Origin of the sequence: Rhodococcus wratislaviensis, assembly GCF_900455735.1 — a bacterium.
GTDB classification, from domain to species: Bacteria; Actinomycetota; Actinomycetes; order Mycobacteriales; family Mycobacteriaceae; genus Rhodococcus_F; species Rhodococcus_F wratislaviensis.
Genome location: NZ_UAUI01000001.1, coordinates 67,262 through 86,169, shown reverse-complemented (window position 1 = coordinate 86,169; position 18,908 = coordinate 67,262). Strand labels below are relative to the sequence as shown.

23 protein-coding genes are annotated in these 18,908 nt (G+C 68.2%); 9 read left to right on the top strand and 14 right to left on the bottom strand.

The annotated features are described in order from the left end of the window. Positions 1-3: 3 nt before the first annotated feature. The 3 genes from DTA22_RS00460 to DTA22_RS00450 form a co-directional block, all read right to left on the bottom strand. On the bottom strand, positions 4-1,389 hold the full coding sequence (locus DTA22_RS00460; RefSeq protein WP_037232238.1) for a WS/DGAT/MGAT family O-acyltransferase: 1,386 nt from the start codon (positions 1,387-1,389) through the stop codon (positions 4-6). 120 nt (positions 1,390-1,509) lie between these two features. Continuing rightward, positions 1,510-2,676, bottom strand: coding sequence for an AI-2E family transporter (locus DTA22_RS00455; RefSeq protein ID WP_112298174.1), 1,167 nt, complete (start codon positions 2,674-2,676; stop codon positions 1,510-1,512). Beyond that, positions 2,673-3,113: a DUF6292 family protein gene (locus tag DTA22_RS00450; RefSeq protein ID WP_112298826.1), complete on the bottom strand. Its 441-nt coding sequence runs from the start codon at positions 3,111-3,113 to the stop codon at positions 2,673-2,675. The genes DTA22_RS00455 and DTA22_RS00450 overlap by 4 nt, the downstream gene beginning before the upstream one ends. Positions 3,114-3,234: 121 nt before the next feature. On the opposite strand from DTA22_RS00450, the gene DTA22_RS00445 reads away from it, so the two are divergent. Continuing rightward, the gene (locus tag DTA22_RS00445; RefSeq protein ID WP_112298173.1) at positions 3,235-3,945 is read left to right on the top strand and encodes an enoyl-CoA hydratase/isomerase family protein; all 711 of its coding nucleotides are present in this window, start codon (positions 3,235-3,237) and stop codon (positions 3,943-3,945) included. 107 nt (positions 3,946-4,052) lie between these two features. Beyond that, positions 4,053-4,469: a cupredoxin domain-containing protein gene (locus tag DTA22_RS00440; RefSeq protein WP_112298172.1), complete on the top strand. Its 417-nt coding sequence runs from the start codon at positions 4,053-4,055 to the stop codon at positions 4,467-4,469. 5 nt (positions 4,470-4,474) lie between these two features. Here the strand turns inward: DTA22_RS00440 and DTA22_RS00435 are convergent, their stop codons facing one another. Genes DTA22_RS00435 through DTA22_RS00415 form a run of 5 tightly spaced genes read right to left on the bottom strand, consistent with a single transcriptional unit; the run spans position 4,475 to position 8,497 of the window. Then, the gene (locus DTA22_RS00435) at positions 4,475-4,927 is read right to left on the bottom strand and encodes a nitroreductase/quinone reductase family protein (RefSeq protein WP_037232241.1); all 453 of its coding nucleotides are present in this window, start codon (positions 4,925-4,927) and stop codon (positions 4,475-4,477) included. 8 nt (positions 4,928-4,935) lie between these two features. Beyond that, complete coding sequence (locus DTA22_RS00430) at positions 4,936-5,340, bottom strand: Rid family detoxifying hydrolase (protein ID WP_112298171.1); 405 nt, start codon at positions 5,338-5,340, stop codon at positions 4,936-4,938. A gap of 7 nt (positions 5,341-5,347) precedes the next feature. Further along, on the bottom strand, positions 5,348-6,592 hold the full coding sequence (locus tag DTA22_RS00425) for a MalY/PatB family protein (protein WP_112298170.1): 1,245 nt from the start codon (positions 6,590-6,592) through the stop codon (positions 5,348-5,350). After that, the gene (locus DTA22_RS00420) at positions 6,589-7,062 is read right to left on the bottom strand and encodes a DinB family protein (RefSeq protein ID WP_112298169.1); all 474 of its coding nucleotides are present in this window, start codon (positions 7,060-7,062) and stop codon (positions 6,589-6,591) included. The genes DTA22_RS00425 and DTA22_RS00420 overlap by 4 nt, the downstream gene beginning before the upstream one ends. Positions 7,063-7,099: 37 nt before the next feature. Then, the gene (locus DTA22_RS00415; protein ID WP_112298168.1) at positions 7,100-8,497 is read right to left on the bottom strand and encodes an MFS transporter; all 1,398 of its coding nucleotides are present in this window, start codon (positions 8,495-8,497) and stop codon (positions 7,100-7,102) included. 152 nt (positions 8,498-8,649) lie between these two features. Between DTA22_RS00415 and DTA22_RS00410 the strand changes: the two genes are divergently transcribed. Next, positions 8,650-9,210 (top strand): CGNR zinc finger domain-containing protein, encoded by a 561-nt coding sequence (locus tag DTA22_RS00410; RefSeq protein WP_037232245.1) that lies wholly within the window; start codon positions 8,650-8,652, stop codon positions 9,208-9,210. 6 nt (positions 9,211-9,216) lie between these two features. Here the strand turns inward: DTA22_RS00410 and DTA22_RS00405 are convergent, their stop codons facing one another. Beyond that, entirely contained in the window at positions 9,217-10,089 is an 873-nt protein-coding gene (locus DTA22_RS00405; RefSeq protein ID WP_112298167.1) for a DUF4436 family protein, read from the bottom strand. A 13-nt stretch (positions 10,090-10,102) separates the two neighbouring features. Then, positions 10,103-11,263: a zinc-binding dehydrogenase gene (locus tag DTA22_RS00400; protein WP_112298166.1), complete on the bottom strand. Its 1,161-nt coding sequence runs from the start codon at positions 11,261-11,263 to the stop codon at positions 10,103-10,105. A 122-nt stretch (positions 11,264-11,385) separates the two neighbouring features. Between DTA22_RS00400 and DTA22_RS00395 the strand changes: the two genes are divergently transcribed. After that, the gene (locus DTA22_RS00395) at positions 11,386-11,922 is read left to right on the top strand and encodes a carboxymuconolactone decarboxylase family protein (RefSeq protein WP_037232248.1); all 537 of its coding nucleotides are present in this window, start codon (positions 11,386-11,388) and stop codon (positions 11,920-11,922) included. Positions 11,923-12,038: 116 nt separating this feature from the next. Further along, entirely contained in the window at positions 12,039-12,326 is a 288-nt protein-coding gene (locus DTA22_RS00390; protein WP_255309417.1) for an SDR family oxidoreductase, read from the top strand. Here DTA22_RS00390 and DTA22_RS00385 read toward each other — a convergent pair whose 3' ends face one another. After that, entirely contained in the window at positions 12,327-12,758 is a 432-nt protein-coding gene (locus DTA22_RS00385; RefSeq protein ID WP_112298165.1) for a hypothetical protein, read from the bottom strand. A gap of 115 nt (positions 12,759-12,873) precedes the next feature. Between DTA22_RS00385 and DTA22_RS35995 the strand changes: the two genes are divergently transcribed. Next, positions 12,874-13,011 carry a hypothetical protein gene (locus DTA22_RS35995; protein ID WP_160118481.1) on the top strand — a complete coding sequence of 46 codons (138 nt, stop codon included), beginning with the start codon at positions 12,874-12,876 and terminating at the stop codon, positions 13,009-13,011. An 8-nt stretch (positions 13,012-13,019) separates the two neighbouring features. On the opposite strand, the gene DTA22_RS00380 is transcribed toward DTA22_RS35995, so the two are convergent. Continuing rightward, positions 13,020-14,531: an MFS transporter gene (locus DTA22_RS00380; protein ID WP_112298825.1), complete on the bottom strand. Its 1,512-nt coding sequence runs from the start codon at positions 14,529-14,531 to the stop codon at positions 13,020-13,022. Between the two features lie 252 nt (positions 14,532-14,783). Between DTA22_RS00380 and DTA22_RS00375 the strand changes: the two genes are divergently transcribed. Next, positions 14,784-15,491, top strand: a complete 708-nt coding sequence (locus tag DTA22_RS00375; protein WP_112298164.1) for a hypothetical protein — start codon at positions 14,784-14,786, stop codon at positions 15,489-15,491. On the opposite strand, the gene DTA22_RS00370 is transcribed toward DTA22_RS00375, so the two are convergent. Further along, entirely contained in the window at positions 15,451-16,299 is an 849-nt protein-coding gene (locus DTA22_RS00370; RefSeq protein WP_112298163.1) for an alpha/beta fold hydrolase, read from the bottom strand. The two genes, DTA22_RS00375 and DTA22_RS00370, sit on opposite strands and share 41 nt — an antisense overlap. A 158-nt stretch (positions 16,300-16,457) precedes the next feature. Between DTA22_RS00370 and DTA22_RS00365 the strand changes: the two genes are divergently transcribed. After that, a complete protein-coding gene (locus DTA22_RS00365) occupies positions 16,458-17,204 on the top strand; it encodes a response regulator transcription factor (protein WP_112298162.1) in 747 nt (248 codons plus the stop codon). Here DTA22_RS00365 and DTA22_RS00360 read toward each other — a convergent pair. After that, complete coding sequence (locus DTA22_RS00360) at positions 17,180-18,145, bottom strand: alpha/beta fold hydrolase (RefSeq protein WP_112298161.1); 966 nt, start codon at positions 18,143-18,145, stop codon at positions 17,180-17,182. The genes DTA22_RS00365 and DTA22_RS00360 overlap by 25 nt on opposite strands. A gap of 53 nt (positions 18,146-18,198) precedes the next feature. Between DTA22_RS00360 and DTA22_RS00355 the strand changes: the two genes are divergently transcribed. Further along, the gene (locus DTA22_RS00355; protein ID WP_112298160.1) at positions 18,199-18,738 is read left to right on the top strand and encodes a TetR/AcrR family transcriptional regulator; all 540 of its coding nucleotides are present in this window, start codon (positions 18,199-18,201) and stop codon (positions 18,736-18,738) included. The last annotated feature ends 170 nt before the right edge of the window (positions 18,739-18,908 follow it).

The window sequence follows — 18,908 nt, the reverse complement described above, 5'->3', positions numbered from 1 at the left end:
GGGTCAGGTGCCGGACGCGGCGACCGCGTTCTCGAGATCGCTGAGCGACGTCTCCAGATGCGTGATGATCCGCTGAAGATGCGGGACGGCCTGCCGATCGCCCACCACGCCGACGTCGAGCTGACCGGACCGGCTGGTGAGGGTGATGCTGAGCGCCTGCCCGCCGAGGACCGTCGGCGCCGGATACACGGCGTCGAGGCGGGCGCCGTTCCAGTACCGCGGCCTCGACGGGCCCGGCATGTACGAGATCATCACGTTGAACGGCGGGGGAGTGTCGTCGACGAACCGGCGGACCGGCTCGAGCAGGATCGGGCTGATCGCCAGCGCGCTCATCAGCTGGAACTGGGTGTGGCTCAACGCGCCGAACACACGGTTGGTGTGCTCGACCGATTCGCTGATGCGGGCGAGGCGTGCCGCCGGATCCGCTTCGTCGGTGGCCAGGCCGACGACCATCGCGCCGACGCCGTGATCGCGGCCACGCGGTCCGATCATCGTGCCGCCGAGGTCGAGGGGCACGGGCAGCATCGCCGTCAACGGCGCCTCGGGCAGCGCGTACTGCTCCAGGAGATACCGGCGCAGCGCCCCCGAACACATCGCGAGCACCACCGCGTTGATCGTGGTGCGGGCCGCGGTGGCCACCGACACCAGGCGCCGGATCGGCCACGACCGTGCCGCCAGCTTCCGGGCCCGGCCGACCGGAACGTTGAGCATCGTGGGCGGTGACTGCAGGGGAAGCGTCAGGTGCTGCTCGCGGACGCCGTCGTAGGCGACCTTCGCGAGCGCGGGCAACACCCCGACGATGCTGGTGGCGGCCCGCACCCCGGCCCGGACCACGGCGACGGGCAACACGGACTCCCGCCGCGACGTGCCGGTGACCCCGGGCGTCCACGGTGCGGGGCAGTCGCGGGCGTCGGGGTCGGTGGACAGGGCGTGGTGGAGGAGCCGCAGCCCGGCCGGTCCGTCCATCAGCGAGAGGTGAATCTTCGAGAACACCGCCGTCCGTCCGTCGGCGAGCCCCTCGATGACGTGCATCTCCCACATCGGATGCTGCGGATCGAGCGGCATGCCGTGCATCTGGGACACCAGCGACAGCAGGTCCTCCATGCGGCCCCGGCCCGGGACCGCCGTGTGCCGGACGTGGTAGCCGAGATCGATGCGGTCGTCGAACGACCACCAGGGGTAACTGGCGCCGCGAAGCGGGCGTACGGCGCGCCGGCGGAACGTGTCCGACGCACCCTCGTGCGAGATCAGCGCCTCGAACATGGCCCGGGCATGATCGGGCCCCGACTCGCGCGGCGGTTCGAACAGTTCGAGCGCACCCACGTGCATGGGATGCGACGGCGTCTCGAACAGCACGAACATCGCCTCGGTGGGACTCATCACCGACATCCAGCGCCTCTTTCTCATGCTCGGGACACGGCCCCGAGCATGCCCCGGCGCATCCCACGTCTCCAGGGTAAGCAGAACACGGAAACTTCTTCCGCAAGGCCGTTTTCGTGCCCCGTCTGCTCAGCCGCGGTCGAGCTGCGGAAACACCGTCTCGCGGGCGAGGAGCAGAACGGCGGCCGCGACGGGTATCGCGAGCAGCGCCCCGACGATCCCCAGCAGTGCGCCGCCGATGAGGACGGCGACGACGGTGACCATCGGGGGCACCTTGACGGTTCGGCCGATGATGCGGGGAACGAGCAGATAGTCCTCGACCAGGCGGAGGGCGATGAAGAAGACGATGGTCGCCAGTGACACGGGCAGGGACACGGTGAGGGCGACCAGTGCCACCACGACACCGGCGAGGGTGGATCCGACCACCGGAATCAGATCCAGCACGGCGACCAGGACGGCCAGCAGCAGCGGGTAGGGGACGTCGAAGGCCACCAGCCACACGAACGTGAGGACGGCGGTGATCAGCGAGATCAGGAGGTTCCCGAGCACGTATCCGCCGACCTTCGCGAAGATTTCGTCGCCGATCAGAATCGTGCGTGGTCGCCGCGAGTTCGGGGCCAGGCGATACAGGGACGACCGGATGTGCGCGAAGTCGGCCAGGAAGTACGCGGTGAGCACGACCACGATCACCGTGCCGCTGATGGCGCTGAACACGATCTTGCCCGCACCCACGAGCCCGCCGACGACCATCGGCGCGTTGCCCGCATCGAGTGCCCGGCGCAGTTCGTCCTGCAGATGGAAGCGGGTGCTGAGTTCCCCGAGAACCGGGTAGCGCTGCTCGAGGTGTCCCAGGTAGTCCGGGGCGTTGTGCACGAGTGCGCCGCCCTGCGTCACCATCGGTGGGATCGCCGCGGCCAGGAACCCGGCCAGCACGGCGAACGCGAGAACGAAAACCGTTGCGACGGCTGCCCATCGGGGGAATCCGTGCCGTACCAACCAGGACACGGCCGGTTCGAGGCCGATCGCGAGGAATGCGGCGACGACGATGAGGACCAGCACCCCGCGGGCCGCGAGAACGACCTCGATCAGGGCGTACGTGACGGCGACACCGGCGGCCCCGGCCATCCCGATGAAGAACGGGGACCGGCGATCGAACCGCGGTCCGGGCTTCCCGAGCGGATGCGCCGCCGTGCTGATCCGCGCCGCGCCCTCCTCCGCGGCGATGATCGGCTGCTCCTCCGCGGGGGAATGCGGTTGGGCCACGTTGTCGTCGTGACCCCCGGCGCCACTGGTCACGGCCGCCTGACGACTCTGTCCCGGCGCCCGCTGCCGGCGGTGTCCCGACCGATGCGGGGGCACCGATCCGCGGTGGTCGACGCGGCGACCGGCGCGCCCGGCAACGCCGGTGTCGAACGGCAATAGTCGTCGATCAGCTCCACCGCACGTTCCGCGCACACGGCGTGCGACGGCATCCGCCCGACACCGAGGCCGTCGATGACGATGACACTGCGGCGGCCCAGCCCTTCGACGCCGAGCGACCAGCCGAAGGTCCGGTTCCACGCCAGCACCGCGTTGCGCCCCGGCAGATAGTGCAACCGGAGCGGCAGGACGAGGACGGCTTCGATGCCGTCGGTGTCCCACCAGTCGATGGAATCGGCGTGAACGCTCCTGGCCACCGTGTGGATGTAGTCCCGAACGGTGCGGGTGTCGGCAATGCCTGTCCCACTCTTCATCGTCCACCGCCTCAGCTGTTTGACGATCGACATACCCGGCCCCACGACAGTTGAAACTTCACCCACCGACGTGGGTGTGCTCGAGGGGCGCGAGGTGCCCGTCTCCGGGTAGCCTCGCCGCATGCCTTACGTGGAACGCTCGGGAGATGTGTTCGTCCTGTACTTCGGCGAGGAGGGGGAACCCGACAGCGAGAACGCCTTCCACCCGGATTGGATCGACAACGTCGACGGCCTCCTCGATCAGATCGAGCGGCACGACGGACCCGCCGCACTGGTGACGACGGGACCGGGAAAGTTCTACTCCACCGGCCTCGACACCGCCTGGGTGGTCGCCAACACCGACAAGCTGAACTCCTACATCGACAGTGTGCAGGCCCTGTTCGCACGGATCCTCACCTTTCCCCTGCCCACCGTGGCCGCGCTGACCGGGCACACCTTCGGCGGCGGCGCCATCCTCGCGGCGGCCCACGATCACCGGGTGATGCGCGAGGACCGCGGCTACTTCTGCCTGCCGGGCATCACCATCGGGGCGAGTTACGCTCCGGGCAGCATCGCGCTGCTCGCGGCCCGCCTGCCCGCGCGGGCCGTGCACACCGCCCTGGTGACCGGCCGCCGGTACGGTGGCGTCGCGGCGAGCGAACTCGGGTTCGTCGACGAGGTCGCTCCCGAGCAGCAGGTGCTCGCCAGGGCCGTCGCACACGCGCAGGGACTCGTCGCGACGCGCGGACGCACGCTCGGTGAGATCAAGTCCTCCCTCTACGCGGACGCCGTCGCCTCTCTCCGCACCCCGGTGGCGAACCTCGAGTCGCAGGAAGCGCTGAACGGCGGCTGACGACTCGCCGGGCGCGGCGAGGGGTGTCTGCCGCGAAAACGGGTACTACTCCCGCGAGGAGCGGGGCGTCGGGCATCCGTTCCCACCGTCATCCGGAGGCGACCACCATGAAACGCGTTCTGACACTTGTCCTGCCGATCCTGCTGGCCGTCTTCGCGCTGGCCGCATGCGGAAGCGACGGTGACGACTCGTCCGGTTCGGCGGAATCGGAGCACGGCGACCATCCCATGTCCGGCATGCCGTCGATGTCCATGCCTGCGGGAGCGGGTCAACCGGGCGGGCAGGAGATCGTGATCTCCGATTTCAAGTACACCCTGCCCGGCACGTTCGCGCCGGGCGAAGAGGTCACCGTCCGCAACGACGACACCGCCGAACACACCGTGACCGCAGACACCGGCGACCTGTTCGACGTGGAGATCGAACCGGGTGCGACCGCGACGTTCACCGTCCCCGGCCAACCGGGCACCTTCGCGTTCCACTGCACCTATCACCCGAACATGGTGGGCACCCTCGAGGTTCGGTGACCCCGTCACTCGAGCGGTTCGATGCGGAAGACCTCGCACCGGTCCGCGGCGGCCGCGAACGCCTCCGGGGAGGAGTTCGCGACCGTCCCGGCCTTGAGGAACATGGTGACCCCGTGCGGCACCCGGGCCGGGAACTCGCGGAGGATCCGGCCCCGCTCCGACACCGGCAGGGCGACCAGTCGGACGCGCTCGCGACGACGCCCCCGAGCCAGCTCACCACGCCCGGCTGCCCGGGCGTTCTTCGCCCAATCCGATTCGGCGTATCCCGCGACGACGTATCGCCGGCCGTCCACCTCGTACGGTGAGACGGGGGTCGACCGGAGCGCACCCGTCTTCCGGCCAGGGACGGTGAGCGCCGGCATCGGCATCGGAACGCCCAGGCGATGCAGGCCCACGATCACCTTGTTGACGTGGGCGAGATACCAGGGCGGCAGCACTCGTCCGGTCCGGCGCACCATGTTCTCGACTATTTCGAACTCGGCGCTCTCGTGGCAACCACCTCGATCTCCACGAGGGCATCCGGGTGCGGGAGTGCGCGCACGGCGATGCAGGAGCGGGCGGGTTTGGTGCCGGTGAAGGTGTCGGCGTAGACGGCATTGACGGCGGCGACATCCTCCATCGACGTGAGGAAGATCGTCGCTTTGACGACGTGCTCGAGGGAACTGCCTGCCGCCGCGAGCACCGCGGCCACGTTCGCGAAGACCTGCCGTGTCTGGGCTCCGGGATCGTTCGGTCCGACGAGCACACCCGATTCGGCGATCAGGGGCAGCTGTCCGCTGCAGAACACCAGGTCGCCGATCTGGATGCCCTGGTTGTAGAGATGCGCCGCGGACGGCGCGTGGGTGGTGGCGATGGCGGTGGTCACGTGCATCGGTCCTTTACGTCAGAGTGCAGGGGTCGAGTTCGGTCAACGGCGCGGCGGGGTCCGTGTGCCCGCCGGTGAGCGCGACGGTGATGCCGGAGAGGACCCGGTCGAGCAGGGTCTCCGAGGTGGCGAAGTTGATTCGGATGAATCGGCCACCGGTCTTCCCGAAGGGTGTGCCGCCGTCGACGAGCACGCGGCCGGCGCGGCGGATGCGGTCGATCGGATCGTCCACCGGCAGGGCCGAGACGTTCACCCAGCTGAGGTACGTGGCCTCGGGCCGGTGGTGCCGGGCCTCGGGCAGCGCCCGGGTCAGGACGTCGTGGACCCGTGTGCGATTGCGGTCGAGGACGCGGATGAGGCTGTCCTGCCACGCCTGCCCGTGCTGCCATGCGGCGAGGGAGCCGACGACCCCGAGAACCGACACCGCGCCGTAGAGGTCGGGGGGTTCGTTGTCCCGGACCGCCAACAGGTCCGTGGGGCCGTAGTGCAGCACCGCGCAGCGCAGACCGGCAAGGTTGAAGGCCTTCCCGGCGGACGTGACCGTCACGGTCCGGGATGCGGCGTCGTCGCTGATCGACGCGAACGGGATGTGCCGGTGCGGTTCGTAGATCAATTCGGCGTGGATCTCGTCGCTGATCACCAGCAGGCCGTACCGTTCGGCGAGTTCGGCGATGCGCTCGAGTTCGCCGCGCGTGTGCACTCGGCCCGTCGGGTTGTGCGGATTGACGAGGACGAGCACCTTGGGACGATTCTGCGCGAGGGTCCGCTCGAACTCGTCGAAGTCGAGTACCCACCCGTTCTCGGTGTCGACGAAGGGGAATTCGACGGTGCGCCGCCCCATCGTTTCGATCGTCGCCAGGAACGGTGGGTAGTTCGGGGTCTGAATGACCACCGCATCCCCGGGGCGGGTGCCGAGGCGAAGGATCAGCTGCAGCGCCTGGATCAGATCGGTCTGCTCCCGCACGTCGGCGGGGTCGACCTGCCAGCCGTAGCGGTCGGACATCCGCCGGGCGAACTCGGCACGCAGGGGAGTGCCGCCCAACCAGTTCGGGTAGCCGAGGTCGCCGCGGTCGATGACGTCCTTCAGCGCGTCGCGGATCTCCGGGGCGACGGGAAAGTCCATGTCGGCGACCCACGACGGGAGTACCCCGGCCTCGACGGCGCGCGCCCATTTCACCCCGGTGCGCCGGGACAGCGCACCGAGGTCGAGGTCGTCGAATCCCGGGTACCGGGGGTGGGGTGTCGTCGAGGTGGTCACAGTGCTGCTTCCATCGGGATGGTCGACAGGGCGTCGCGGGAAACCTCGACCTGTCCGTGATGTTGGGCGAGCTCCTCGAGAACGTGGAGGAGAACCCCGTTCGGGGTCAGTTGGCGGCTCGGCCCCTCGTAGTCGGCCGGTGGGGTATTCGTCAGCGGCGCACCGGGGTCGAATCCGTCGAGGTCCTTCTGCAGCCTCGACCGCAGTGCGGCGACCGTGCGGGTGAGATCGGCGATGGTTCCCCGGGCGGTGAACTCCGACTCACGGTCACGGTTGCTCTCGCGGCCCCCGATCAGGTGTCCGATCCAGTAGTCGGCGACCTCGGTGCAGTGGTAGGTGATGGCCCAGGGGGAGTTCGCGCCGTCGAAGGGTGGTGCCTGATTGGCGCGCTCGTCGCCGAGTTCGCCGAGCACGGCGAGCATGCCGTCGAAGGCGCGGTCGAGGAAGTACAGGTATTCGTCGGTGTTCACGGGATTCGCTTTCGTCGTGGTGTACGTGCGGTGCGGGTCAGTGGATCTGTTCGAGGACAGCGTCTTTCGTCTCGGGAAGGCGGGTGAGCACGATCAGCGCACCGATCGCGAACAGGACCGCGCTGGTGGAGAAGACCAGTCCGGTGCCGCCGAACCCGAGCAGGAAGGGGACCGCGATGGGGCCGAAGACCGAACCCAGCCGGCCCAGGGCGGTGGCGGAGCCGACCCCCGCGCCGCGACTGCGGGTGGGGAACAGTTCCGGGGTGTAGGCGAAGATCGAGGAGAACATGCCGAAGAAGAAGAACTGCAGGAACGATCCGGCGAGGATCAGCTCGAACGTGCCCGAACTCTGGCCGTAGAAGAAGGCGGCGATGCCGGAGCCGATGGTGTAGCCGGCCAGGCAGTAGCGTCGTCCGAGCCGCTCGATCAGGTATGCGGCCGAGAGGAATCCGGGGATTCCCCACAGGGCCATGACCAGGACGAACCCGATGCTCTTGGCGACGTCGAGGCCGTTGTCGGTCAGGAGCTTGCCGATCCAGGTCGTCAGCCCGTAGTAGCCGGTCATCAGGCAAAACCACACCGCCCATACCGTCAGGGTGCGCGCTTTGTGCGCGGGAAGGAAGAGTGCGCGGAAGCCGCCCCGTTCGGTGTCCTCACCGTGCGTGCCGCGCACGGGCTCGGGTTCGGGCAGCGGCCGGCCGGTCGCCTCGCGGACGGCGCTTTCGATGGACGACAGGGTGCGTTCCGCTGCGGCCGTGTGCCCCCGGGAGACCTGCCACCGGGGTGACTCCGGCAGGTTGCGGCGAATGATCAGTGCGACCACGGCCAGGGCCGCCTGCATGAGAAAGAATCCGCGCCAACCGAAGGTGGACGCGACCAGGAGGTAAGAGACGGCGCCGGCCGTGATGAATCCGATCGGCCAGGCGCCTTCGAGCAGGGCGGCGTAGCGCCCGCGCTTCGACGAGGGCATGAATTCGGCGAGGATTGCCGCGGCCACCGGGAACTCCGCTCCCATACCGACGCCGAGCAGGAATCGGAAGGTGAGCAGGGCCTCGAAGTTCCACGACAGGGCGAGTCCGATGCTCGCCAGGCCCCAGGCGACGATGCTGTATTTGAAGACCCGTTGACGGCCGAATCGGTCGGCGATGGCCCCGGCTCCGATGGCGCCGAAGAACATTCCGGCGAAGCTTGCGCTGCCGAGTACTCCTGTCTGTGCTGCGGTGAGCGCGAAGTGGTGGCTGATCGGCGACAGTAGGAATGTCATGGCGCCCAGGTCGATCGAGTCGAAGAACCAGGCGGTGGCAATCACCAGGAAGAGGTTTCGCTGGACACGACACCAGGGCAGTCGTTCCATCCGGCCGGCGATGGTGGCGGTGGTCAGGGGCGGCGAGGCGGGCCCTCGTGTCGGCGCTGGGACGCGCGCGTCGTCGTACATGGAATCCGGGCTCCTTTGGTGAGAACGCTGTGTGAATGAGTCCCGTCGCTGCCACCGAGACGGACTGACGGTGGTGTCGTCACCACCCTAGGGGGTGACGGGAATCATGGAAGAAGTTTGAACTCGTTCGCGTCACCTGTCAAGATGGTGACGTGACCGAGTTCGTGTATGTGAGTGGACGGCATTGCCTGGACTTCGCCGGCACCATCCTGTGGCGCCGCACCCTGCGCACCGAGCTACTCGAGAATCCGGACGACCTGCGCCGGTGGGTGGCGGGGGCGAACCTCTGCGACGAGATGGACCCGCCGTCCGCCGACAGCGTCCACGACGCACGGCACCTCCGGGAGGCGATCTACAGCGCCGTCGGTGCCGCGCTGACCGGCAGCAGCCACCTCGCGACGGAAGCGGAGGTCAGCCTCCTCAACACCACCGCCGCGGGCCCGCTGCCCACCCTCACTCTCACCCGCGACGGCGACACCACCAGCACCGGCTCACCCGGCAACGCCCTGAGCCTCCTCGCCCGGGACACCATCGATCTGATCGGCTCCCCGGAGATGGCGAAGGTGAAGGAGTGCTCGAACCCGGACTGCACCCGGCTGTTCGTCGATCTCTCCCGCGGCTTCTCGCGCCGCTGGTGCGGAATGGCGGAGTGCGGCAACCGGATCAAAGCCGCAGACTACCGCCGCCGCAAGAAACTGCAGAGCATCGACTGATAGCAATCAGGGCCGGGTGGGCGCTGCGCTGTCCCGCCACCAGCAGAACACGAACAATGCCAGCGACGCGACGAGTGTGGAAACCACCCACACCGTGAGCGCGATGTCGACCCACGACCCGATCGGCGGGCTTCCCGGCAGGATTCCGCGCAACGGCACCACGGCGAAGAGCATCGCGGCCATCCAGCCCAGCATGTCGGTGTTGACGGCACGCTTGCGCCGGAACGTCTGCAGCGCGACGAACGCGGCGAGCCCCGCCAGGATCGTCATCATCAGCAGCAGGATTCCGGCGTAGATCAGGTTCCCGCCCGTGCGCGCGAACATCAGCGCGGCGCCGGTGCCGTTCCGGGAGAGGTCCGTGTCGACCGCCACCTCTTCGGCACGCGCCTTCCACCCGTCGACCCGGCCGTCCAGCAGCAGGGCAGTGGGCACCAGTTCACGGTCGGCGCCGAGGCCCTGATACGCCTCCACCACCATCGGGTTCACCTCGAACCGGTCGAACGGCCAGTACGCCGCGTTGCCGGTGGCGATGAACTCGGTGTCGAACGTCGTGGCCGCGGCGCCCGCACGGAACACGATCTCCTCGTGACTGGTGCTGGGGATGAGCAGCAGAGTGATGTCCCGGTTCAGCGTGTCACCGTTGGCGTGGAGCAAATCCTCACCGGCGGTGATCGTCACCTCGGCCTGCACCCGGTCGGTCGTCGGCTGCAGCGATTTCGCCGTCACGAGGACCACCACCTCGTCGCGGCCGATCTCGAACGGTGCGCCGTCGTCGCCGGTGCGACTGCTCAACCCGTACACGGTGAGCGACGCGGCGTAGATCAGCGCGAGGAGAAGCGCCGGCACTGCCCACTGGAGGCGCGGATGGTGGGATGTCATGGTCGTCGGCGAATCACAGCGAGGCGGTGGTGTTCTCGGGGTCGATCAGGATCTTCGCGTGCAGCTCGGGGCTACCGAGCGCGGCGAACGCCGATTCGACACCGGCCAGCCCGACCGTGCCGGTGATCAGCGGCGACGGATCGACCCTTCCGTCGGCGAGCATGTGGAGCGTGTCGCGGAACTCGCGGGGGTCGTAGGCGACGGCGAAGCGCAGGTCGATCTCCTTGTTGATCGCCAGTGCGGGCCGGAAGGCGTCGGTCTCCATGCAGACCCCGACCACGACGACACGTGACCGCAGCGGCGCCCCGGCCAGTATGCCGTCGATGACTCCGGGCATGCCGACACACTCGAAGACGACCGGCCCGGACGGTGTCGCCCCCACCGTGTCGGCGAGGGCGAAGGCATGCCACCACGGGAGCCTCGGGATGCGACGCAGCTTCTCCATGGTGTCCAGCCCGAGGGCGAGTACCTCCGTGATCGAGGTCGTCTCCCGTCGTCGCGGATACGACGTCCAGGGCGACGCCGCGGCAGGGTCGACCACGACGTCGGCACCGCAATGCCGGGCGAGCTCCCGCCGGCGGGTGGAGAAGTCGGCGGCCACCACGGTGCGGACACCGGACGCCTTCAGCATGCTGATCACCGCGAGACCGATCGGGCCGCATCCGATGACGATCGCGGTCCGGCGCTTGCCGACGTCCCCCTTCCGCACCGCGTGCCACGCCACCGCCATCGGCTCGGTCAGCGCGGCCCTCTCCGCCGACAGCCCGTTGGGCACCGGCAGGGTCATCGACTCCTGCACCACCACCTGCTCCGCGTAGCCGCCCGGCGCCGAGGCCGACAGCCCGGTCAGATGGATGTCCGACCCGGTGCGGACAATGGGTAACGCAACCACAGCGGTACCCACCGGCCACCGCTTCCGGCAGCCGGGCCCGTAGTCGGCAACGGTGCCACTGAACTCGTGCCCGAGCACGACTCGCTGGCGGGAACGCATGAAGCCGCGATAGCCGGTCTCGGCCGCCAGTTCCGCCATCTCGTCGGCGTGCACGCGGGCGTGCAGGTCCGAACCGCAGATCCCGCACCGGGACACATCGATCAGCACCTGACCCCTCGCCGGGATCGGAGCCGGGATGTCATCCACCTCCAGGCGAGTCTCGGTGCAGATGACAGCCTTCATGCCGGCTCCTCGGGGTGCGGTGGGCCTCTGCTCCGAACGTAGAACACTCCCGCCGCCGAGATACCACGATTGCGAATGGCCGCAGGGTTGTCCCGGCTCGGCGATGGGTGTAGACCGACAGCATGAGCGTCCTCGGTCAGATGGACTCGTTTCGTCGCGTCTTTCCCACCGCCCGCCGCAACCGGGCAGACCTGTTGCGCTGGTTGCGCCGCCGACCGCAGCTCCTCGCCGCCGTCGGGTTCCACGAGTTCGCGCTCGCGACCAGCGCCAGGGTCGACCCCCGCCTCAAAGCGCTCGGCGAGATCAAGGCGGCCGCTCTGACCAATTGCGAGTACTGCCTCGACATCGGGTCGGCGTTCAGCCGCGCCCTCGGTGTGAGTGACGCGCAGTTGCGCGCCCTCCCGACATTCCGTGAGAGCCCAGAATTCGACGACACCGAGAAGCTGGTGCTGGAGTTCGCCGAGGCCATCACCCGAACACCCGCCCACATCGACGAGGAACTGCGGCGCTCGCTGCTCGCCGAGTTCTCCGAGGCACAACTGACCGAACTCGCCGCGGCCATCGCCTGGGAGAACCACCGCGGACGTCTCAATCAGGCGCTCGGCGTCCGGCCGTCGGGGTTCTCCGACAGCGACTTCTGCGTCGTGCCCGAGCAGTAGCCCGCGATGAGTTCTCGGACGCGCGTGAGTCGATATCTGTGAGACGCCCTGGCGTCGGCCGTATCACCGACTGAGAGGTCCGCGCTCATGACAGCTCCGCTCGAAGGCAAGGTCGCATTCGTCACCGGCGCCGCACGTGGGCGCACTGGCTGGCGCCCTACGACATCCGGGTCAATTCGGTGCACCCTGCGGGTGCGAACACGCCGATGGTGATGAACGACGCCGTGGCCGCACTGTTCGCCGACGCCCCCGCGTCCAGTGGCGCGGACGTGGGCAACCTCCTGAACGTGGGTCTGATCGAGGCGGAAGACGTCAGCAACGCCATCGCCTGGCTGGTATCCGACCAGGCACGGTACGTCACCGGCATCGCGCTTCCCGTCGACGCCGGATTCACCGCCAGATAGTCAGCGGCAGCGGGAACGGGAACGGGACAACCCGTCGAGCACGAAACCCAGCCCGATGCCGAGCATCCACACGTCCTTCGCGACGGCGATGCCGTTCTCGCTCGGCCAGATGCTGCCGGGGTTACGCAGAGCGGGCGTCCGCGCGTACATGGCCACGAGGCCCCCGGAGAACCCGGTGAGCGCCGCCCCGGCCACGGCGGACGGCACGAACGGTGCGAGTAGCGCTGCGCCCGTGCCTATCTCGGCGACCGAGAGCAACTTGATGAATCGCTCCGGCGGAATCGCGTTCAGGAACGGGAACGCTCCCGCCGCCATACCGTGAACGCCCTGGGCGGTCTGCTCGTCCGCCGACCATTTCTGAATCCCCGTATGGAGGATGAACCCCCCGGTCGCGATGCGCGCGGGAAGGTCGCCGAGTGTGGTCAGTCGCATGGTGGTCTCCTGTTGTCCGGGTCGAACCAGAGAACTGTTCCCCCTCCTCAGCCTCCCACTCGGCCGACGGCCGGGAGTGGTTTCGATCGAGCGGGGGCGCCGAGCGAGCGGAGCGGTGGCCGACGACCCACGACGTCACGGCCCGCTGGTCGTCACCAAGCAGGAGATCCTGCAGTCGGTGTGGGGCCCCCTACGAGGGCGACGACCGTCGTCGCCGCGACCCACGGGCAGTCGCGGCGACGACGGTGCGTGACCGGCGGCTCAGTGGGCGAGGACGGCGGCCCCGTCCGTGTCGGCCGCGACCGCCGAACCGGGTGCGCTGAGCTGCGACATCCTGCGGGGCAACGCGAAGGCCACGACCGCGCCCAGCAGTGCCGAGACCGCGCCGATCACGAACGCGATCGTGATGCCGGTGTCCGTGTAGAAGACCGCACCCTGCATGACGGTAGCGATGTGCGAGTTCAACACGGAGAAGGCGATCACCGGGAGGATGGCGGGCAGGATGCTCTGGAACACCGCCACCATGCTCGCCGTCGTCGCCTGCAATTGCGGCGGCACCGCGGCGATGAGGAGGTTGGGGATGGAGGCGTACCCCATGCCCATTCCTACGCCGAGAAGTGCGGCGAAGCCGATCAGGAGCGCCTTGTCGTCGTGGATCATCGCCGTGAGCAGGCAGGCGGCGGCCATCACGAGCATGCCCACGACCATCAGGACCCGCGGGCGGACGTTCCGGGACACCAGTGTTCCGACGATCAGCCCGCCGATCACCACGGCGCCACCCAACGGTGCCTGGAAGATCGCGAATCCCTCTGCGCTGATACCGAATCCGTAGCCGAGCCCCAGTATCGCCGGGGTCATGCACATCATCGGGAGCATGATCGTGAACACCGAGGACGTGCCGTAGCAGAATCCTGCGCCGAGCGCCGTCAGGAACACCGGCCGCTTACCGAAGAACCGGATGTCGATCAGCGGGTCCGCGAGCAGCCGGGCGGACACGATCCACGCCACCAGCAGGGTCACACCGCCGGCGATGAATCCGATCGTCGACCCCGACGTCCAGCCCCACGAGGGCCCGAAGCTCACCCCGACGAGGATTCCCGCGAGTCCGGCGCCGAGGAGCGCCGCGCCGATCAGGTCGATGCGGGAACGCAGCCGCACGGTCGATTCGCCGGTGGTCGCCCGGATCAGGACACTGAGGATCACCAGACCGGCGAGGAAGAACCAGAAGATGCTCCGGAAGCCGAAATTGTCGATCAGCCAGCCGGTGAAGAAGGGTGCGGGGATCGCGATGAGTCCCATGCCGCTCGTGGCGATACTGACCGCCAGCGCCACCGTCCGGGCGGGAAAGACGTCGCGGATGAGCGAGTAGCTCAGGAACAGGCAGGGCACGAGCAGTCCGGTGAGTGCGCGGCCGGCGATCAGCACCGCGTACGTCGGTGCGATCGCCGAGATCAGCGACCCGAGCGCCGACAGGCCAACGGCCGTCAGCAGGAGCTTGCGTTTGCCGTGCGTGTCCGCGAGCTTGCCGATCAGCGGGCAGGTGATCGCTCCCACCAGCAGGAACGACGTCAGCAACCATGCACCCTGCGTCGTCTGGTAGTGGGTGACGATCTGCGGCAACGCGATCGAGATCATCATGTAGCTGACCGCGAGCATCTCCAGCAGCAACACGATCGAGGCGAGCGAGAAGATCAGGCGGGGTGTCCATCGCTCGGTAGTCGCGTCCTGCTGTCGCGAATGAGCCGATCCGCCGTGTGGCGCATGGGTGACCATCATCGGGTCCTTTCGAATACCTGCACGGGAACTCGTGGCGGTGCCGCGGCGCTGCGGCGGGCCCGAGCCGGGCGGTAGGGGTGGGTGGTCACATTCGGTGGTCGAAGTCTCGTGAATGTGTAATTGACATCACAGTTCTCGAGGATGCGGCACGCCATGCGGCGTTCCGCCCAGCGGGAAACCGACCGGCGGGTGTTCGCCGGTTGACGCGAATCGGTGATTCCCGATCGCTACTCGAGCGAGGATCGACACATGGCCGAAACGCAGCGCACGAGGGAGTTCCGCCGGCTGAGAACGCCCCGCTCGGCGGCCGTCGCAGGGATCGTCTTCGCGGTACTGTTCGCAACGAGCCTCGTTCTCCTGCGGACCGCGCTGCCGGCGGACCCGTTCGACGAAACTCCCTGGGTGGGGAGCGGAGAGACGCGAATCAAGACGGCCCTGCTGCTTGCTCCGTTCGCGGGGATTGCTTTCCTCTGGTTCATCGGCGTCATCCGCGACCGTCTCGGCGAACTCGAGGACCGATTCTTCGCGACAGTGTTCCTCGGCAGCGGATTGCTGTTTCTCGCTATGGGTTTCGTCTCGATGGGGGTGGCGGGCGGCGTACTCGCCATCGCCCGCCACTCGGGCAGCTCGGCGGACGAGATCGTCTACTTCGGCCGCGAGATCATGCTGCAGATCAACCACGTGTACGCGCTGCGCATGGCCGCGGTGTTCATGATCTCGCTGGGGACGATCTGGCTGCGGACCGGCCTGATGCCGCGATGGCTCGTCGTGACCACGTATCTGCTGGCCCTGGCTCTGCTGGTGATCGTCGACTTCAGCCTGTGGTCGACGTTGGCGTTCCCGGCCTGGGTGCTGCTGATCAGCGTCTACATCCTCGTCACCGGACGCCGCGCGAGCGCCGACGGGAACCGATCGCTCAGGTTCGCGCCGGCGTCGTGGAGACGAAGTCGTCGATGATGTCGACCACCGCGGCGGGATCCTCGAGGTGGGGATAGTGCCCGACACCGTCGAGGACGGCGAGTCGGCTCCCGGGAATCGCCTCGTGCGCCGCATATCCGTGCGCAACCGGGATGATGCCGTCGGAATCGCCCCAGATCAGTTGCGTCGGGAGACCCTCGTTCAGGTACAGCCGGCTCAGCGCGCTCACCGCCTGCCCCCGATGGTCGACGACCGCGCGGAGGGTCCGCAGAAACGCCTGCCGGGTGTCCGAATCCGACAGTGACGCGTAGGCGTTCCACATCTCGTCGCCACGTACCGACTGGATCCCGACCGCCGCGAGCCAGCCGCGGACCTTGTTGCCGGCGTCACGAACCGCGGCGGGCGCCACCAATGGCAGGAGGAACTCGGATCCGGGCGCCGCCAGCAACCGCAGGGTCCAGTTCACGTCCGGTCCGAGTCCGCCACTGCCGATGAGCACCAGTCGGTCACACAATTCGGGATGCTGATAGCTGAACTGCATCGCCACCCCGCCGCCGAGGGACTGACCGATCACGGTCACGCGTTCGATTCCCAGTTCGTGCAGTAGGTCGCGCAGCCACGCGGCGAACGCGCCCAGCGAGTAGTCGCCCCGAGGCTTGGCGGAATCACCGTGGCCGGGCAGATCCGGTGCCAGGACCCGGTACCGCTGCGCCAATTGCGGGAGAACCGCACGCCACGTCGCGGAACTTCCCGCCATCCCATGGACGAGCAGCAGAGTCTCTCCCTCACCGCTCATCCGGTATGCGACTGCGTCGCCGTGCAGTGCGAGGTGCTGGAGTTGGGACATACAACGACCTCCCGATCGGGTGATGCTGTGGTCTCCTCGGTAACGATAGGGGAGTTTCACTCGATATCGTCATCAACTGCGGCGTGGGAACTTGATCTCAGCCCCCGGTTGATCTAGCTGGCACACCAACGCGAGGCTCGAAAACAGGAGGAACCCGCATGAACTCTGTGTCGAGCCCGGCTATCGCTCGCCCGCGTGTCCTGCTGATCGACGCCGACGTGGAGAGATCCCTCGTCGATCGCCTCCGGGATGCGGGATTCTTCGTCACGAGGACGTACGCGGAACCGGTGCGGTCGCGGATCGAACCCCCCGACGTGGTGATCGTCGACGCGCGATCACCACACCTCGACGCCGGCACCACGGTGCGGGCGTTGAAAGCGATGCGATTCGCGCTCGCCGTCGTGGTGATCGGCACCTTCCGTTCCGGCAACCGTCGCAGCGACCTCCTCGAGGCCGGCGCCGACGACGTGATGGAGATGCCGGTCGGGGCGGACGAGCTCGTCGCCCGGCTCCGCGCGATCCTCCGTCGGGTGAAACCCGAGAGGCCCGCACAGGCACCCGCCGGCGCACCGGACGTCTGCCTGTGCGAGGTGCCCCACGAACCCGACCACGACGGGCTGCGCACCACGCTGACCCGGACGGAATACGTTCTCTTCACCGTGCTCGCGCAAAATGTCGGCAGAGTCGTCACCCGCCGCGACCTCATGCTCATGGTGTGGGGTGTGACGGTCGAATCGAAGACGAACGTCCTCAATGCCTATGTCTGCTCGCTGCGGCGGAAGCTGGTGGCCGTCGGATCGCCGTACGTCGTCCACACCGTGCGCGGCGTGGGATTCGCCCTCGGCGAGGTCGAACGTCCGGGAAGCATCGATCCGGTGCGTCAGGTGCCTGTCGCCGCGTCGTGACACGGACCCGGCGGCGCGAAGAATTCGAGGGCGCGTCTGAGCACTACATCCGGCGTCTCATCGACGAGGAAGTGTGCGGCGCCGTCGATGAACTCGACACCGAAGTCGTCGGTGTGCTCCTCGAATCCGCCGAGGAACTCCGGGCGCACGATGGGGTCTTCGGCGCCGATGAGCGCCCGGGTGGGGGTGCTGAGCCGGCTGTGCCTGTACGTGCCGGTCATGATCCGCGCGGCCTCACGCATGATGAAGCAGCGGTAGAGGGCGGATGCCGCGTCGGCGCGGGCCGGTTCGCGCATCCGTCCGGCGAACAGTTCGATGTCCTGCTCCGACCAGGCGTTCCGGTTCGTGGTGAAACCCCGCAGCAGGTGGTAGGTCAGCCGTTGACGTCCCCGGCCGAGCAGGCGTGGACCGACGAACGGTGCGGCGATCACGGGCTCGAACCAGCCGTGCCGGGCGATCGTCAGCAGCAGCCGTGGGTCGAACCGCACGAACGGGTGGGGGACACCGAGGCTCACGTACTTCCGGACACGGTGGGGCGCGCTCAGGCACAGCTCGTATCCGAGCAGTGCGCTCCAGTCGTGCGCGATCAGGCAGACCCGGTGGAGTTCGAGCGTGTCCAGCAGGGCCACGACGTCGGCGAGCAACTGCTCGCGGTCGTATCCCGTGGGTGGGGCGTCGGTCCAGCCGGCACCGCGCAGATCCGGGCAGATCACCCGGTAGTGCGCGGCCAGCCCCGGGAGTACCCCGCGCCACTCCCACCAGTGCTGGGGGAAGCCGTGGAGCAGCACCACCGGTTCGCCGTGACCGGCCTCGGCCACGTGCATGCGCAGGCCGGGGAGTCGGAGGTAGCGGTGCCGGACACCGTCCAACGCAGGAAAGGTGTTGTCCGGCTCGCCGTTCGGGCCGGAAAGTCCGTGGCTTTCGCGGGCCTCGTGTCTCATCACCTCACGCTACTACGATCATAGTGCAAAGTCACTATGTTTATAGTATCCGTGTGACGCCAACGAGAACGAGAGCGCTCGACGCAGCGATCGACCTGGTCGGAACTGAGGGTCTGCGATCGCTCACCCACGCCCGGGTCGACGAACGCGCCGACCTCCCGAAGGGAACCACGTCCAACTACTTCCGTACCCGGGCGGCGCTGCTCACCGGCACCCTCGACGCGATCGTGGAACGCGAGATGTCCGAAGTCGGCGTGCTGGCACCGACATCCGCAGACGACCTCGTCGACGCGCTCTGCCGTCTGATCGACTACACGACCGTCGCCAACCGAACCGTCACCGCCGCACGGCTGGTCCTGTTCCTGGAGGCCAGCCACGACCCCGCTCTCCGGGAGGCGCTGGCACGCGGACGCACAGCCATGGAGGCGTCGACCGTCTCGGCATTCCACCGGCTGGGAGCACGGGATCCGCAGACCGCCGCCACCGCAGTCATGGCCTGCGCAGAGGGGGTCATCCTGCATCGCATCGCCCGGCGGGACACCACGGATCCGCGGCCGACGTTCGACCTGGTGGTGCGGGCGGCGCTGAGCTGACGTCCCGCTCCCGCCACCGGTGATTCGTCTTCTCGGGGTCGGGTCGGCGGAAGCCGGTCGATCCCGCTGTGAGCCGTGCGACCGCGATGACCGACTCCTGCACGATCGGAGCCGGATCGAAAGCTCCACCAGTTAGTTTCGTTGCCACACCATCACGACGGGTCGAGGGA

Excerpts from the sequence above, each read along its gene's own strand:
- DTA22_RS00370 (WP_112298163.1), bottom strand. The coding sequence starts at position 16,299 with ATGTCCCAACTCCAGCACCTCGCACTGCACGGCGACGCAGTCGCATAC.
- DTA22_RS00460 (WP_037232238.1), bottom strand. The coding sequence starts at position 1,389 with ATGTCGGTGATGAGTCCCACCGAGGCGATGTTCGTGCTGTTCGAGACG.
- DTA22_RS00445 (WP_112298173.1), top strand. The coding sequence starts at position 3,235 with ATGCCTTACGTGGAACGCTCGGGAGATGTGTTCGTCCTGTACTTCGGC.
- DTA22_RS00405 (WP_112298167.1), bottom strand. The coding sequence starts at position 10,089 with ATGACATCCCACCATCCGCGCCTCCAGTGGGCAGTGCCGGCGCTTCTC.
- DTA22_RS00365 (WP_112298162.1), top strand. The coding sequence starts at position 16,458 with ATGAACTCTGTGTCGAGCCCGGCTATCGCTCGCCCGCGTGTCCTGCTG.
- DTA22_RS00415 (WP_112298168.1), bottom strand. The coding sequence starts at position 8,497 with ATGTACGACGACGCGCGCGTCCCAGCGCCGACACGAGGGCCCGCCTCG.
- DTA22_RS00440 (WP_112298172.1), top strand. The coding sequence starts at position 4,053 with ATGAAACGCGTTCTGACACTTGTCCTGCCGATCCTGCTGGCCGTCTTC.
- DTA22_RS00400 (WP_112298166.1), bottom strand. The coding sequence starts at position 11,263 with ATGAAGGCTGTCATCTGCACCGAGACTCGCCTGGAGGTGGATGACATC.
- DTA22_RS00430 (WP_112298171.1), bottom strand. The coding sequence starts at position 5,340 with ATGCACGTGACCACCGCCATCGCCACCACCCACGCGCCGTCCGCGGCG.
- DTA22_RS00360 (WP_112298161.1), bottom strand. The coding sequence starts at position 18,145 with ATGAGACACGAGGCCCGCGAAAGCCACGGACTTTCCGGCCCGAACGGC.
- DTA22_RS00395 (WP_037232248.1), top strand. The coding sequence starts at position 11,386 with ATGAGCGTCCTCGGTCAGATGGACTCGTTTCGTCGCGTCTTTCCCACC.
- DTA22_RS00375 (WP_112298164.1), top strand. The coding sequence starts at position 14,784 with ATGGCCGAAACGCAGCGCACGAGGGAGTTCCGCCGGCTGAGAACGCCC.
- DTA22_RS00385 (WP_112298165.1), bottom strand. The coding sequence starts at position 12,758 with ATGCGACTGACCACACTCGGCGACCTTCCCGCGCGCATCGCGACCGGG.
- DTA22_RS00450 (WP_112298826.1), bottom strand. The coding sequence starts at position 3,113 with ATGAAGAGTGGGACAGGCATTGCCGACACCCGCACCGTTCGGGACTAC.
- DTA22_RS00380 (WP_112298825.1), bottom strand. The coding sequence starts at position 14,531 with ATGGTCACCCATGCGCCACACGGCGGATCGGCTCATTCGCGACAGCAG.
- DTA22_RS00435 (WP_037232241.1), bottom strand. The coding sequence starts at position 4,927 with ATGGTGCGCCGGACCGGACGAGTGCTGCCGCCCTGGTATCTCGCCCAC.